Here is a 12,964-nt window from a genome sequence, read left to right as displayed (position 1 = left end):
AGAAGACAGAACTTGCCAATCTCAGCAAGTCATAATGTTAAGAAATTTAAATACACATGAGTTCGTGTTGTCGCTCAGGAATTCTAAATATCTAGTATGCAAGTAGTTTCAAATCTATCCGATCGCACAGTAGCAAGGAGGCAAGCACCCGAAACCATGCTGGCAGAATTGCAAAAAGCGATCGCGACTCAATTAGCACCGCAAGTTGCAGATATCGATCTCAAAGGACAATATCCCCGCCAGTTCATGCACCTAGTAGGGGAATTAGGCGGTTATAAGCAGGCGGTTGCGGTAGAATATGGCGGCGCTGGCAACGGCTTAAAAGCAGCCGTCCAAGCGATCGAAGCTATTTCCCAAGAATGTTTGTGTACTGGGTTTATGACTTGGTGTCAGATAGCCTGCACCTGGTACATGCAGAATAGTGATAATGCCTACCTCAAACAGCACCTTCTACCCTTAGTCGCTACAGGCAAAGTTTTAGGTGGCACGGGTTTATCCAACCCAATGAAACACTTTGCTGGAATTGAGAAAATCGCCCTCGTCGCCGAACGCCACCCTGGAGGTTACGTACTCAACGGTATGTTACCTTGGGTTTCCAACTTAGGTGCAGGACATCACTTTGGCATTGCCGCAAGATTAGCAGATAGCGATGACTATCTCATGGCGATCGTTTCCGACGAACTCACAGGATTAACTCTGCGTTGCAACGCTCATTTCATCGCTTTAGAAGGTAGCAATACTTACAGCTGCATCTTCCGCGATGTCTTCGTACCCGATGAATTAATTCTTGCTGCCCCCTGCGAAGAATATGTCAATCGTATCCGTCCTGGGTTTATTTTGACGCAAGTTGGCATGGGCTTAGGTCTAGTAGCTAGCTGTATCCAAATTATGGAACGGGCAAATCAACGCTACGGACACGTCAACTGCTTTCTAGACGACCAAGTAGAAGACCTAGCTGCTAGTCTAGCAACGACCCGCGAGAAAACCTACGCGATCGCCACCCAAATGAGCCAGCAGGGATGCGATCGCCCCTTATTTAAACAAGTCATTCAAGCCCGAATCAGTGCCTCAGAACTCTCGTTACGGGCAGCAAACGCCGCCATGCTATACGTAGGCGCAAGAGGATACTTACACGGTGGTATAGCCGAAAGAAAACTACGCGAATCATACTTCGTCGCGATCGTCACCCCAGCATTAAAACAGTTGAAAAAAATGTTGCACGACATAGAGAAGTCAGAAGTCAGAAGTCAGAAGTCAGAAGTACCGACTACTTAACTTTTGCGCCCTTTCTTCGCGCCTTTGCGTCTTTGCGCGACACAAAAAACGCAGAAACTTTGCTGTATTAAAATACACAAAAAACTTGTCAATACTTGATAAATTCATAACACTAACTAACCGAACGCAGAAACAAATATGACGGCTCTACTAGAGTCTCCTAGCGAGAATGGCATATATTCACTAGAAGCGATAACTTCGTTAAGCTCCGCTAACGCCAACTGTCCCTGTGGTGGTTCGCACATTGCCGCAGATCATCAAAATTTTCTGGAAGGAATGCCCCAAGATCCAGCAGATTTGGTAAATGACCTATGTAAAATGGGACACTACTCAGAAGAAACTCTCGAATTTGCCCGAGCATTAACTCAAGCCGAAATCAGAAAGACTCTGGTACTCCAGATGCTCGATCGCGCCGAACCAGGACAACGCCAGATCTGCTACGATTTGATCCAGCTTGCCGGAGGATTAGAAGAGGCTTTTGCCGCCGCCTTTGGCGATCGCTCAACCCAGTTTTTTAATGATGCACTCCGTCTAAGCAAGTTTCGCCGCCGCGATTTTTTAATTAAAGTTGCAGCCGCCGCCGCAGTCGTAACGGCTGCAAGTTGCGTTGGTAACAATAACTCGCAAGCACCAACCGCAACTTCTACGAATGCCGCAGATCCGAGTAAGTTAGAAAAAACCGATTTAACAATTGGTTTTATTCCCATCGCCTGTTCGATTCCCATCGTCGCCGCCGAACCAGTGGGATTTTTTAAAAAACATGGATTAAACGTAACGCTGAAGAAAATGCCAAACTGGGCAGCAGTACGAGAATCTGCGATCGCCGGCGAACTCGATGCCTACCACATGCTGTCTCCCATGCCGATCGCGATGACTTTGGGTTTAGGTTCTTCTGCCTTCCCGATTCGACTTGCCAGTATTGAAAATATTAACGGACAATCAATCGCAGTTGCCAGCAAACATCAAGATAAAGTCAAAACTGCGGCAGATTTTAAAGGCATGACTATCGGATTGCCTTTTCCCTACTCAATGCATAATTTGTTACTGCGCTACTACCTCGCATCGGGAGGATTGAACCCAGACAAAGACGTAAGACTAGAAATCGTTCCCCCACCGGATTCAGTCGCAAAGATGGCAGCAGGACAAATTGACGCTTTCCTCATGCCTGATAATTTTGGGCAACGGGCAATCTTTGAGAAAATTGGTTTCATTCACCTACTCACCAAAGATCTTTGGCAAGGACACCCGTGTTGTGCTTTTGCCGCAAGCCAAAGTTGGATCGATCGCCACCCGAATACCTTTCGTGCTGTCAACAAAGCTATTATCGATAGCGCCGGACATGCCAACGCTGCCGAAAACCGTCAGGAAGTCGCCAAGGCAATGTCCGAACGCAAGTATCTCAACCAGCCGGAACCAGTTCTTACAGCCGTGCTGACGGGGAAATTTGACAATGGTTTAGGGCAAACTCTAGACGTACCAGATCGAATTGGCTTCGATCCCTATCCGTGGAAAAGCTTTGCCAAGTGGATTTCTTCCCAAATGGTACGCTGGGATTTAATGCCGACAGAAAAGGCAAAATATGAAGAAATTGCCACTCAAGTCTACATGACAGACTTAGCAAGAGAACTGGCGAAAGAATTGGGACAAAATCCACCTGCGGAGTCTACGCGGATCGAAAAACTGAAAAATGGTGACTTTGACCCTGGTAAAGTTGAAGCCTATTTACAAGAACAGAAAAAACAGTTCAAGGTTTAGAAGTCATGGTGGACAACTCCCGACGATTATCCAAGCAGCGATCGCACTCCAAAAATAAGTTTTGGCAAACTTATCATTGGCTCCAAAACCCCAATTTCCAAGCCACAATTTTATTCTTTTTGCTCCTAGCTGCGTTGTTACTCGTATGGGAATTGGGAGTGCAATTGAAGCTATTTTCTCCTGTCATGCCAGCTGCCAGTCGAACGATCGCCGATTTTTGGAGTTGGATCGTCGATCCATTTTACGATAATGGTCCCAACGATAAAGGCATCGGTCTGCACTTACTAGCAAGCTTACAACGAGTGATGGTAGGGTTTTTCATCGGCTCGGCGATCGCTATTCCTCTAGGTATTGCGATCGGATTATCAGAAGTCGTTTCCAAAGCCGTCGATCCGTTTATTCAACTGCTGCGTCCCGTCTCTCCTTTGGCATGGTTGCCATTAGGACTAGCAATACTCAAAAGTTCTGAAGCAACAGCCTTATTTGTGATTGCAATTACGAGCATTGCACCCACGTTAATTAATACCAAATTTGGTGTCAGCCATGTTTCTCGCGACTACCTCAACGTAGCGCGAACTTTGGGAGCATCTCGCTGGCGGACGATCGCCAAAGTAATTTTACCCGCAGCCGCACCCCAGATCGTAGCAGGATTGCGAATTAGTATTGGTATTTCCTGGTTAGTGATAGTCGCCGCCGAGATGATTGTCGGTGGTACGGGTATTGGTAGCTTTGTTTGGAACGAGTGGAATAACCTCAATGTCACCAGCATCATCACCGCGATCGTCGTTATCGGACTCGTAGGAATTCTGCTCGATCGCCTTTTGGGACTATTACACAGTTGGGTGTCTTTTGGTCAGTGAGCAGGGAGCAGGGAGCAGGGAGCGCACGAGCAGTTAATTCTTACTTACGACTTACTAACTACCAATATGATTTCCTATACCGATACACTCGATCCTACACTTAAAGACACGACTCAGTTGGTGCTGAAGGATGTGTTTAAGGTCTTTCCTGGGAGACAGAGCTTAGTAGATCGGCTATTGCATCGTACTTCGCCGGATTATATTGCGATCGCTGAGATTAATTTAGAAATTTCAGCGAATACCTTTGTTTCAATTATCGGTCCTTCTGGATGTGGTAAATCGACACTGCTAAACATTATTGCTGGTTTGACTCCACCTACTAGCGGTGTGGTAATGCTGAATGGAACCGAAATTTATCACCCAGGTCCCGATCGCGGTGTTGTCTTCCAAAATTATTCTCTGATGCCTTGGATGACTGTAGCAGAAAATATCCGCTTTGCGATTGAAACAGTTTATTCCAAAATGTCTCGCGATCGGCAAAAACAGATCGTGCGCGAATATATCGATCTAGTCGGGTTGCGGGGTGCAGAACAGAAACATCCCCATGAATTATCGGGAGGAATGAAGCAAAGAGTCGGTATTGCAAGAGCTTTAGCAATCAATCCGCAAATTCTCTTAATGGATGAGCCATTTGGTGCTTTAGATGCATTGACGCGGGGTTTTTTACAAGATGAAATTGCCCGAATTTGGGAGCAACAACACAAAACTGCAATTCTGATTACCCACAGTATTGAAGAGGCTTTGTTACTATCAGATCAAATCGTAATGATGAGTCGGGGTCCCGCCGCTCAAATTGTCGAAGTGCTTGATATTCCCTTCCCCCGTCCCCGCAAGCGCGAAAGTCTCGATCGCCATCCTGCCTATCACGAACTCAAAGCCGAATTAGAGTTACACCTATCCCGTGAAACCCGCGCTGTTGAGGAGTTGCGGGTGTAAGTTGATGAATCGACAGGGGAAAAAGTCGTAAGTCGTAAGTCAGACGTAACTGATAACTGATAACTGATAACTGATTCAATGGTTAACCTGAAACGTACTCGCGAGGATATTTTAGCCTCGGTTTTAGATCTGATTCATCATCAAGGGTTTCAATCTACGGGACTCAAAGAACTATTTAGTGTCAGCGGTACTTCGTCTGGCAGTTTCTACAATTACTTTCAGTCCAAAGATGAATTAGCGCACGCACTGATTGATTATAAGTGGCAGCAAATCAAGACTCATATTATCGAGCCTGCTGCCGAATATACTACCGATCCAATCGCTCAACTGGTGTGGATAATCGATCGCCTAGAAGCAAAACACCTTACCGAACCAGATTGTGGCGGCTGTTTCTTGGGTAACTTAATTGTCGATTTAGCGAAATATGATACATCATTTCAAACACATCTGATCCAGGTGTTTGACCAATGGCATTTCGCGATCGCTCAATTACTGCGTCAAGGACAAACTCAGTTGCGGTCTGATATCGAACCCGATAATTTAGCCGAACAACTGATGAATGCGATCGAAGGAACTCTATTGTTGGGACGCTTATACAATCATCCCAATCGCCTACAACGTGGTTTTGACAGCGTGCGGCAAATATTGAAAGCAGCACTTAAACAGTGACCAGTTATCAGTGGTCAGTGAGTCAGACGAGAGACAAGAGGTAAATTTTGACTTCTGACTTCTGACTTCTGACTTCTGACTTCTGACTTCTGACTTCTGACTTTTGACTTTTGACTTTTGACTTATTCTCTCCGTCTTCTCTGCTTGGGCGCAGTTAATGGTGGTAGCTCCGAACTAGAAGAGTGGTAAGGTAAATAATGTTGTGCTACGGGTTGAGGTGCTTCTGGCTGTCGCTTCTGCGAAATTATCCACCATCGGAGGGCGATCGCAACTCCTACAGTTCCCAATCCAATCGTGAATAGCGACCAGCGATCGCCAAACCCGCCGATAACTGCATCAACTACCCCAATCGTGATCAAAAAGGCAGGTAGCGGCTCTTTCCTATATGCTGACTTCAAAAATCTAGGTAGTGCGGCGTTCATTTCAATATAGTTACTTTTATTTCAGCTATTATCTCAGATTGGATATAATTCTAAGACCTACTGCTCAAAGCCGCTTGTATTTTAAGGTACCGTCTTGCTCTGTAGGTACTACCAATATACCTCACCCACATAACTTATTGCTGTCAACGCTATATCTAGCAATACAAGCGGCACTTCTGCTAGATAATTATTTCAAGCCCAGCCAAGCTAGTACGCCGTGTCCGGTAACAACTTCGATCGCCACCATCAATAAAAAACCGATCATCGCCGCTCGTCCGTTCAAGCGCTCGGCATACTCATTGAAGCCAAACTTCGGTTCTTCTAGTCTAGGTGTAGTTGTTGGTTGAGGTTGGGCAGTCATGTTTTTATCCTTTGAATTACACGAATTTACTAAAGTTCACTGTTGATAATAGCCTCGAAAGTCTAACAACTTCTGGAGAAGCTAGCGCAATGTTAGTTTACAATTTTTAACCATATTACATATATTTTGACACTTTTTTCTGCAAGCTAGTGTTAAGAAAATCGTAACTTAGAGTTTGGAATGGGTAATGAGTAGTTGGTAAGTCGTAAGTCGGGTATTCGTAAGCCATTTTTCTCCCGATCGCTCCCTCAGCTCCCGATCGCTCCGCGACTCTCTCTTCCCCCTGCTCCCTGACAACTGACAAAGCCGATCGCAATGTTTTACACACAAGATGAGAGTTGTCAAGCATAAGCTAGAGAGAGGAGTATCCAACCAAAAGAAAAGCAAAAAGAAAAGCAAATGGAAATAGGCGTTCCTAAAGAAACAAAAGACCAAGAATTTCGGGTGGGTTTAAGTCCTTCTAGCGTGCGAGTACTGCACGAAAACGGTCACGCTATCTTTGTTGAAACTGAAGCTGGAACGGGGGCTGGCTTTACCGATACAGATTACCAGCAAGCCGGAGCGCAAATCGTTTCCACTCCAGAAGCTGCTTGGAACCGAGAGTTAGTTGTGAAGGTGAAAGAACCACTCCAGCCGGAATATAAATTTTTGCAAAAAGAGCAGTTATTATTTACCTACTTGCATCTAGCAGCCGATCGCGCTTTGACCGAACATTTAATTGATTGTGGCGTAACGGCGATCGCATACGAAACTGTAGAACAACCTGGTAATAATAAACTTCCTTTACTCACTCCCATGAGTATTATTGCTGGTCGCCTCTCGGTACAGTTTGGCGCTCGGTTTCTCGAACGCCAGCAGGGGGGACGGGGTGTACTATTGGGTGGCGTACCAGGGGTAAGACCAGGTAAAGTCGTCATCCTGGGGGGTGGTGTTGTCGGTACGGAAGCGGCGCGAATTGCCGTTGGAATGGGTGCAGCCGTACAAATTTTAGATGTCAACGTCGATCGCCTATCCTACTTAGAAACTATATTTGGTTCTAGAGTAGAACTACTTTACAGTAACTCCGCTCAGATTGAAGCTGTTGTCTCCCAAGCTGACTTACTCATCGGTGCTGTGTTAGTCCCTGGACGCAAAGCGCCGATCCTCGTCCCGCGTAACTTAGTCAAACAGATGCATCCTGGTGCGGTAATTGTGGATGTTGCTGTCGATCAAGGCGGTTGTATTGAAACTTTACGCCCAACTTCTCACACTAATCCAGTTTATGTAGAAGAGGGAGTCGTCCACTATGGCGTTCCTAATATGCCTGGGGCTGTCCCTTGGACGGCAACTCAAGCATTAAATAACAGTACCCTACCATACGTGTTGCAATTGGCAAATTTGGGTCTGAAAGCTGTGGAAGTTAATCCTTTCTTAGCGGCTGGTGTCAACGTTCAAAACCATCGCCTAGTCCATCCCGCCGTTGGGCAGGTGTTTCCTGATTTGGTGAGTTAGTAAAGTTCTGGGCGACTGGAAGTCGCAGCGACACAGACAAAACCCGGATGGTGCGCGGGTTTGAAATATTTTTTGTTAGTCCGCGCAGGCGGACTTCGCTTGTGTAGTCGCGAATTCTATTCGCCCAAGCCGATCTGTTCGCGATTGGGTTAGCTTAGCATAACGTTGTTAATTCATACTCGTAATGACTATGATGTAACTAACTGCCATGACCTAGCTAGGAATTGGGCTATAGGTAAAGAGGTTTGATATGGCTCATATAAACTTGCGTCGCCCTCAAAATACAGATGGAGATTTTTATGTCGATACCACTTGTATTGACTGCGATACTTGTCGTTGGATGACTCCAGAAGTATTTAATCGTACTGGCGAACAATCGGCAGTTTATCACCAACCTGCAAATGAAACAGAAAGATTACGGGCGTTGCAAGCCTTACTTGCTTGTCCTACTAGTTCTATTGGTACGGTAGAAAAGCCAAAAGATATCAAATTTGCACAAGACAGTTTTCCGATTCTTGTCGCGGAAAATGTTTATCACTGCGGCTATCATGCTGAAAATTCCTATGGTGCAGCGAGTTATTTAATTGTGCGTCCAGAGGAAAATGTATTAGTAGATTCGCCTCGTTTTGCGCCACCTTTGGTCAAAAAAATCGAAGAAATGGGGGGAATTCAGTATATGTATCTCACCCACCGCGATGATGTTGCCGACCATCAAAAATATCGAGATTATTTTAAATGCGATCGCATCCTTCATGCTGACGAAATTTCCGGCAGTACCCGCAGTGTAGAAATCAAGCTAACTGGTACGGAACCTTATCAATTAGCACCAGATTTGCTAATTATTCCCGTACCTGGACATACCAAAGGTCACACAGTTTTACTCTACAAAGACAAGTTTCTCTTTACAGGCGATCATCTTGCTTGGGATGATGACGACCAAATATTAGCAGGTTTTCCAGGTGTCTGCTGGTATTCTTGGTCAGAACTGATTAAGTCTACCTATCGCTTGTTAGATTACTCATTTGAATGGGTATTACCCGGTCACGGTCGCCGCTATCATGCAGATACAGTAACAATGCGGCATAAACTCAAAGAAGGCATTGAGTGGATGGAACAACAGTGACTAGTGACTGGTGACTAGTGGGTCATTTGGTATGAGTGTTGCCATAAAAAGGATGGTCAATTAAAGTGAAGATACATAGTTTTTCAGGTTGTGATGACACGGCAAAAAAAAGCACCTTTGCGACCGTTAAGTGATGAAGAACAAACCGACTTGAAAAAACTGAGCCGTTCTCAATCCCAATCATCTGCTAGTGTCATGCGGGCCAAAGCGATTCTAGCCGTGGCTCTTGGGGCTGATTACACGAGTGCAGCGCAGTTAGTAGGATTACGCTGTGGTGATACGGTCAGCAAGTGGGTCAGTCGCTTCAATGTTGAAGGCTTAGCTGCCTTACAGCCTCGACATGGCGGTGGGGCAGTAGTGCAATACAGCGAACCAGAAAAACAACGCATCCTGTCCGAATTTCAGCGTCAACCAGAGCGGCAGAAAGAGGGCACGGCAACCTGGTCAGTAGCTACACTTCAACGGGCTTTGCGTCAGGCTCCTGATGGCTTAACCCAAATCAGTACTTATACAATTTGGCAGGTACTCAAAGAGGCGGGCTATAGCTGGCAAAAGAGCCGCAGTTGGTTAAAAACTGGACAGGTGAAGCGCATACGCAAAGGCAAGCTAGTAGTAGTAACTGACCCAGATACCGTGGCAAAAAAAAACTGATAGAACGCGCTTACACTCAGGGACAGAAGCTAGGCTTGAGTGTGTGGTGCGAAGACGAGGCGGGACCATTTGGCACTGCTCCTTACCCTGGTAGCAATTGGCAGCCAGTAGGTAAACCGACACGGCAAGAACATGAATATATCCGTAATGGCACAGCCAAGCTGTTAACGCTATTCCATCCCGCTACTGGGCAAGTACGAGTTAAGGGTGTTACCAGTTGTACCAATGCTGTGTTGCACGAATGGCTCAAGCAAGAATTAGCTAGTGTTGTACAATCACTGCCAACTCCAGCTCGATTACTCAAGCCTGAAGAAAATCAACGGTTATGGAAAAGTTGGCAGCAGGGGTTGAAAGTACGCTTTACACTCCCACACGACTTACCGCCACTGCGAATGTTGCTAGTGATGGATAACTTGGTCGGACATAAAACTCCCCAGTTGGTATTGTGGCTGTGTGCTCATGGCATCATGCCGCTCTACACACCTCTTGGCGGTAGCTGGCTGAATATGGCTGAGTCGATTCAACGAATTCTCAAACGCCGAGCTCTAGAGGGGCATCATCCGCAAACAGCCTATCAAATTATTGAGTGGTTGGAAGCAACTGCTTTTGGATGGAACCAACAACCAACGCCGTTTGTCTGGGCAGGATTACGAGCGCAACGTCGAGACAGAGCGCGTCAAAGATTTCACTCTCTTGGTGGTTCTGGTGCCTGTACGCATCGTCCTCTTCGGCGGACAACTATTGCCAAAAATAATGGCAACACTCATACCAAATGACCCACTAGTGACTAAAGCAAAATAAGACAGTGTAGAAACGTTACATGTTACGTCTTTACACTGAATGTTAATCAAAATAAGTTGGTAAATCTGGATGGCGATGGTAGTGAAAAATTTTAGTAATTTGAGTAGGCATTACCCGTGTCAGAGACAAGGGAGGAATTTCATCTTCGCCAAAAAAAGCGACTTCATCAGTTTCAATACTAGATGATGGAGAACCGCCAATGAGTTCGCAAAGGAAATGTAACTTGTAAACAGCATAAGGGAAAGGCGGATGTCCCTGTTTGTCGCGATCGTAGACAGCAAGTAATTTGACGGCGCGGGTAAGATATCCTGATTCTTCCTGAACTTCGCGCACTACGACTTCACTAGGAGAGTTGCCTATGTCAGCATAACCTCCTGGTAGCGACCAACAACCGTCTACTTTTTCCTTTACCAGTAACAACTTATCTTCTTGGAAAACCGCCGCCCGCACGTCTACTTTTGGGGTAGCATAACCAACCTCTTGAGAAAATAAATCGAGAACGTAGCTAGGCTCGACATGACTATAAGTTGCCATAATTTCCGTCGCGATCGCCCGTAGGGATTTGTAGCGTTCTCTGTCAAACACTCCTTCGGTATAAGTCAAACCAGTTTGCGCGATCGCCTCTAGCTTTTTTGCCCATTCCAGCCATTTGTAATCTAGAGAACCCATGATCCTGCTTGTATTAGGTTGGTTTTTGGTTGATAGTTGACGGTTAACTGATAACTGACAACTGATATTGCAAAGTTTAGTAAAAGCTACCCGCTTCAGCCTATAGATAGATGCATAATATCCGGTTGTCAGCTTGTCTTATTGCAAGGCAAATGGTGTTATTCGACCGATCGGCGAAACGCACCTACAATCGGAACACATATGATAAAAGAGATCGATCTAAAAAGCAAAACTATAGACAACTTGGTGGCGATCGCCGACCAATTTAACGTACCAGGTCAAATTACAGATGTTCAAGCTTTTGGTAACGGCAATATTAACGATACTTTTCTAGTCACGCTGAGAAACTCAACTCAAAAACACGTTATTCTACAACGCATTAACACGCATGTATTTCGCCAGCCAGAACTGGTAATGCAGAATATGCGCGTCTTTACCGACCATGCGACCCAGCGCTTGCAAGATTGGAATAGCGATCGCCGTTGGGAAATACCGAGTGTAATTCTAACGCAGGATCATCGGGAATATTGGGTGACTGCTGAAGGTGCGTTCTGGCGGGCAATTAGCTTTATCGAAGCCGCACGATCTTTTGATATTGTTACAGATAGCGAGCGCGCTAGAGAGGCTGGTTGCGCCCTTGGTAGGTTTCACAACCTAGTTAGCGATTTACCCCCTGAAAAGCTAGCCGTCACGTTAGAAGGGTTTCACATTACACCGCGCTACCTTCAGCAATTTGATGCAGCGCTGGCAAAACATGACAAAAGCAAATCTCCTGAAATAGATTTCTGTTTGCAATTTATTCAGACTCGTAGACAGTGGGTAAGTGTTTTAGAAGATGCAAGAATCAGCGGAGAATTGCCTTTGCGTTTAATGCATGGCGATCCCAAAATTAACAACGTTCTGTTTGACACCAGTACTGGACGAGCTGTTAGTGTTATCGATCTCGATACGCTCATGCCTGGTTTAATCCACTACGATATTGGTGACTGTCTGCGATCGAGTTGTAATTCTTTGGGTGAAGAAACTCAACAATGGCAAGAGGTACGATTTGAAACAGAACTTGCCCAAGCTATTTTACAAGGCTATGTTTCACAAGCAAAAGATTTTTTAACTGAAAAAGATTACGAATATATATATGACTCAATTCGGCTTTTGGCTTTTGAATTAGGATTGCGATTTTTCACCGATTATTTAGTAGGCAACGTTCACTTCTCTAAAGTGAAATATGCAGAACACAATTTAGTTAGAGCGTTGGTACAATTTCAGCTGACTCAGAGTATTGAAGCTCAAAAGTCGGCTATTTGCGCGATCGTGCGAGATTTAAAACGAGATTTAAAATGAGCGATCGCACTTTTTTTCTCAAGCCGTTTCCCTCCGATAGTCCACGGTTTCAACTCGAAATTTCAGGTAGTGTAGATCGGCAGTTCAATCAACTTTCTATTCAATATCAGATTTTAGGACAACTGGCAGAATTAGCCATTCCCACAGCAACAAATTTGCCAAGTCGTAAAGACGAATTATGGCAACAAACCTGCTTAGAGTTCTTTTTGGGAATTAAAGGTTCTCCCCAATATTGGGAATTTAATCTCTCGCCTACTGGTGATTGGAATATTTATCATTTTGAAGATTATCGTCAAGGAATGCAACCAGAAGCAGCCTTCACGTCGCTACCATTTGTCGTGCATAATCGACCGAATTATTTGTTATTAAACCTCGAACTCAATTTAGATAAAATTGTAGAAATAGAGCAGAAAATAGAAATTGCGATCGCATCTGTGATTCAGTCAAAAGCTGGTGAAATGAGATATTGGGCATTAACTCATTGCGGTACGCAAGCCGATTTCCATCTGCGCGATAGTTTTACTATTAAATTGTGAAAATGGGGAGTGAGGAGTGGAGAGTGTAAACTTAATTAGCTTTAATAATTCTATCCGATTTTGAGAATTAATTG

The 12,964-nt window shown here is 45.1% G+C and carries 15 protein-coding genes; 11 read left to right on the top strand and 4 right to left on the bottom strand.

Annotated elements, in window-relative coordinates:
- Window positions 1-96 precede the first annotated feature (96 nt).
- The 5 genes from N4J56_RS23770 (at window position 97) to N4J56_RS23750 (ending at window position 5,495) form a co-directional block, all read left to right on the top strand.
- Window positions 97-1,275, top strand: a complete 1,179-nt coding sequence (locus N4J56_RS23770; RefSeq protein ID WP_317108692.1) for an acyl-CoA dehydrogenase family protein — start codon at window positions 97-99, stop codon at window positions 1,273-1,275.
- 138 nt (window positions 1,276-1,413) lie between these two features.
- Window positions 1,414-3,030, top strand: a complete 1,617-nt coding sequence (locus tag N4J56_RS23765; RefSeq protein ID WP_317108691.1) for a CmpA/NrtA family ABC transporter substrate-binding protein — start codon at window positions 1,414-1,416, stop codon at window positions 3,028-3,030.
- Between the two features lie 5 nt (window positions 3,031-3,035).
- Entirely contained in the window at window positions 3,036-3,890 is an 855-nt protein-coding gene (ntrB, locus tag N4J56_RS23760; RefSeq protein ID WP_317108690.1) for a nitrate ABC transporter permease, read from the top strand.
- A 66-nt stretch (window positions 3,891-3,956) separates the two neighbouring features.
- A complete protein-coding gene (locus N4J56_RS23755; protein WP_317108689.1) occupies window positions 3,957-4,826 on the top strand; it encodes an ABC transporter ATP-binding protein in 870 nt (289 codons plus the stop codon).
- A 78-nt stretch (window positions 4,827-4,904) separates the two neighbouring features.
- Complete coding sequence (locus tag N4J56_RS23750) at window positions 4,905-5,495, top strand: TetR/AcrR family transcriptional regulator (protein WP_317108688.1); 591 nt, start codon at window positions 4,905-4,907, stop codon at window positions 5,493-5,495.
- A gap of 122 nt (window positions 5,496-5,617) precedes the next feature.
- Here the strand turns inward: N4J56_RS23750 and N4J56_RS23745 are convergent, their stop codons facing one another.
- From N4J56_RS23745 to N4J56_RS23735, 3 genes are all read right to left on the bottom strand, one after another.
- Entirely contained in the window at window positions 5,618-5,917 is a 300-nt protein-coding gene (locus tag N4J56_RS23745) for a hypothetical protein (RefSeq protein WP_317108687.1), read from the bottom strand.
- Window positions 5,918-6,104: 187 nt separating this feature from the next.
- Window positions 6,105-6,278 carry a chlorophyll a/b-binding protein gene (locus N4J56_RS23740; RefSeq protein ID WP_015154741.1) on the bottom strand — a complete coding sequence of 58 codons (174 nt, stop codon included), beginning with the start codon at window positions 6,276-6,278 and terminating at the stop codon, window positions 6,105-6,107.
- A 115-nt stretch (window positions 6,279-6,393) separates the two neighbouring features.
- Window positions 6,394-6,627 carry a hypothetical protein gene (locus N4J56_RS23735; RefSeq protein WP_317108686.1) on the bottom strand — a complete coding sequence of 78 codons (234 nt, stop codon included), beginning with the start codon at window positions 6,625-6,627 and terminating at the stop codon, window positions 6,394-6,396.
- A gap of 50 nt (window positions 6,628-6,677) precedes the next feature.
- On the opposite strand from N4J56_RS23735, the gene ald reads away from it, so the two are divergent.
- From ald to N4J56_RS23715, 4 genes are all read left to right on the top strand, one after another.
- On the top strand, window positions 6,678-7,769 hold the full coding sequence (gene ald / locus N4J56_RS23730) for an alanine dehydrogenase (RefSeq protein ID WP_317108685.1): 1,092 nt from the start codon (window positions 6,678-6,680) through the stop codon (window positions 7,767-7,769).
- 250 nt (window positions 7,770-8,019) lie between these two features.
- A complete protein-coding gene (locus N4J56_RS23725) occupies window positions 8,020-8,892 on the top strand; it encodes an MBL fold metallo-hydrolase (protein ID WP_317108684.1) in 873 nt (290 codons plus the stop codon).
- A gap of 93 nt (window positions 8,893-8,985) precedes the next feature.
- Window positions 8,986-9,543, top strand: coding sequence for a helix-turn-helix domain-containing protein (locus N4J56_RS23720; protein ID WP_317105833.1), 558 nt, complete (start codon window positions 8,986-8,988; stop codon window positions 9,541-9,543).
- A 41-nt stretch (window positions 9,544-9,584) separates the two neighbouring features.
- Window positions 9,585-10,319, top strand: a complete 735-nt coding sequence (locus N4J56_RS23715; protein ID WP_317105834.1) for a transposase — start codon at window positions 9,585-9,587, stop codon at window positions 10,317-10,319.
- Window positions 10,320-10,386: 67 nt separating this feature from the next.
- Here N4J56_RS23715 and N4J56_RS23710 read toward each other — a convergent pair whose 3' ends face one another.
- Complete coding sequence (locus tag N4J56_RS23710; RefSeq protein WP_317108683.1) at window positions 10,387-11,013, bottom strand: NUDIX hydrolase; 627 nt, start codon at window positions 11,011-11,013, stop codon at window positions 10,387-10,389.
- A 201-nt stretch (window positions 11,014-11,214) separates the two neighbouring features.
- Here N4J56_RS23710 and N4J56_RS23705 point away from each other — a divergent pair, with 201 nt between their 5' ends.
- Together N4J56_RS23705 and N4J56_RS23700 are read left to right on the top strand one after the other, a co-directional pair.
- On the top strand, window positions 11,215-12,354 hold the full coding sequence (locus tag N4J56_RS23705; protein WP_317108682.1) for an aminoglycoside phosphotransferase family protein: 1,140 nt from the start codon (window positions 11,215-11,217) through the stop codon (window positions 12,352-12,354).
- Window positions 12,351-12,890, top strand: a complete 540-nt coding sequence (locus N4J56_RS23700) for a DOMON-like domain-containing protein (protein WP_317108681.1) — start codon at window positions 12,351-12,353, stop codon at window positions 12,888-12,890. The genes N4J56_RS23705 and N4J56_RS23700 overlap by 4 nt, the downstream gene beginning before the upstream one ends.
- Window positions 12,891-12,964 lie beyond the last annotated feature (74 nt).

The sequence above is a fragment of the Chroococcidiopsis sp. SAG 2025 genome (genome assembly GCF_032860985.1).
Lineage (GTDB): Bacteria > Cyanobacteriota > Cyanobacteriia > Cyanobacteriales > Chroococcidiopsidaceae > Chroococcidiopsis.
This window is presented reverse-complemented; position numbering and strand designations above follow the sequence as displayed.

Bases quoted from the DNA above. Each gene is read 5' to 3' on its own strand.
- N4J56_RS23770 (WP_317108692.1), top strand. From the start codon at position 97: ATGCAAGTAGTTTCAAATCTATCCGATCGCACAGTAGCAAGGAGGCAA.
- N4J56_RS23765 (WP_317108691.1), top strand. From the start codon at position 1,414: ATGACGGCTCTACTAGAGTCTCCTAGCGAGAATGGCATATATTCACTA.
- ntrB (WP_317108690.1), top strand. From the start codon at position 3,036: ATGGTGGACAACTCCCGACGATTATCCAAGCAGCGATCGCACTCCAAA.
- N4J56_RS23755 (WP_317108689.1), top strand. From the start codon at position 3,957: ATGATTTCCTATACCGATACACTCGATCCTACACTTAAAGACACGACT.
- N4J56_RS23750 (WP_317108688.1), top strand. From the start codon at position 4,905: ATGGTTAACCTGAAACGTACTCGCGAGGATATTTTAGCCTCGGTTTTA.
- N4J56_RS23745 (WP_317108687.1), bottom strand. From the start codon at position 5,917: ATGAACGCCGCACTACCTAGATTTTTGAAGTCAGCATATAGGAAAGAG.
- N4J56_RS23740 (WP_015154741.1), bottom strand. From the start codon at position 6,278: ATGACTGCCCAACCTCAACCAACAACTACACCTAGACTAGAAGAACCG.
- N4J56_RS23735 (WP_317108686.1), bottom strand. From the start codon at position 6,627: ATGCTTGACAACTCTCATCTTGTGTGTAAAACATTGCGATCGGCTTTG.
- ald (WP_317108685.1), top strand. From the start codon at position 6,678: ATGGAAATAGGCGTTCCTAAAGAAACAAAAGACCAAGAATTTCGGGTG.
- N4J56_RS23725 (WP_317108684.1), top strand. From the start codon at position 8,020: ATGGCTCATATAAACTTGCGTCGCCCTCAAAATACAGATGGAGATTTT.
- N4J56_RS23720 (WP_317105833.1), top strand. From the start codon at position 8,986: ATGACACGGCAAAAAAAAGCACCTTTGCGACCGTTAAGTGATGAAGAA.
- N4J56_RS23710 (WP_317108683.1), bottom strand. From the start codon at position 11,013: ATGGGTTCTCTAGATTACAAATGGCTGGAATGGGCAAAAAAGCTAGAG.
- N4J56_RS23705 (WP_317108682.1), top strand. From the start codon at position 11,215: ATGATAAAAGAGATCGATCTAAAAAGCAAAACTATAGACAACTTGGTG.
- N4J56_RS23700 (WP_317108681.1), top strand. From the start codon at position 12,351: ATGAGCGATCGCACTTTTTTTCTCAAGCCGTTTCCCTCCGATAGTCCA.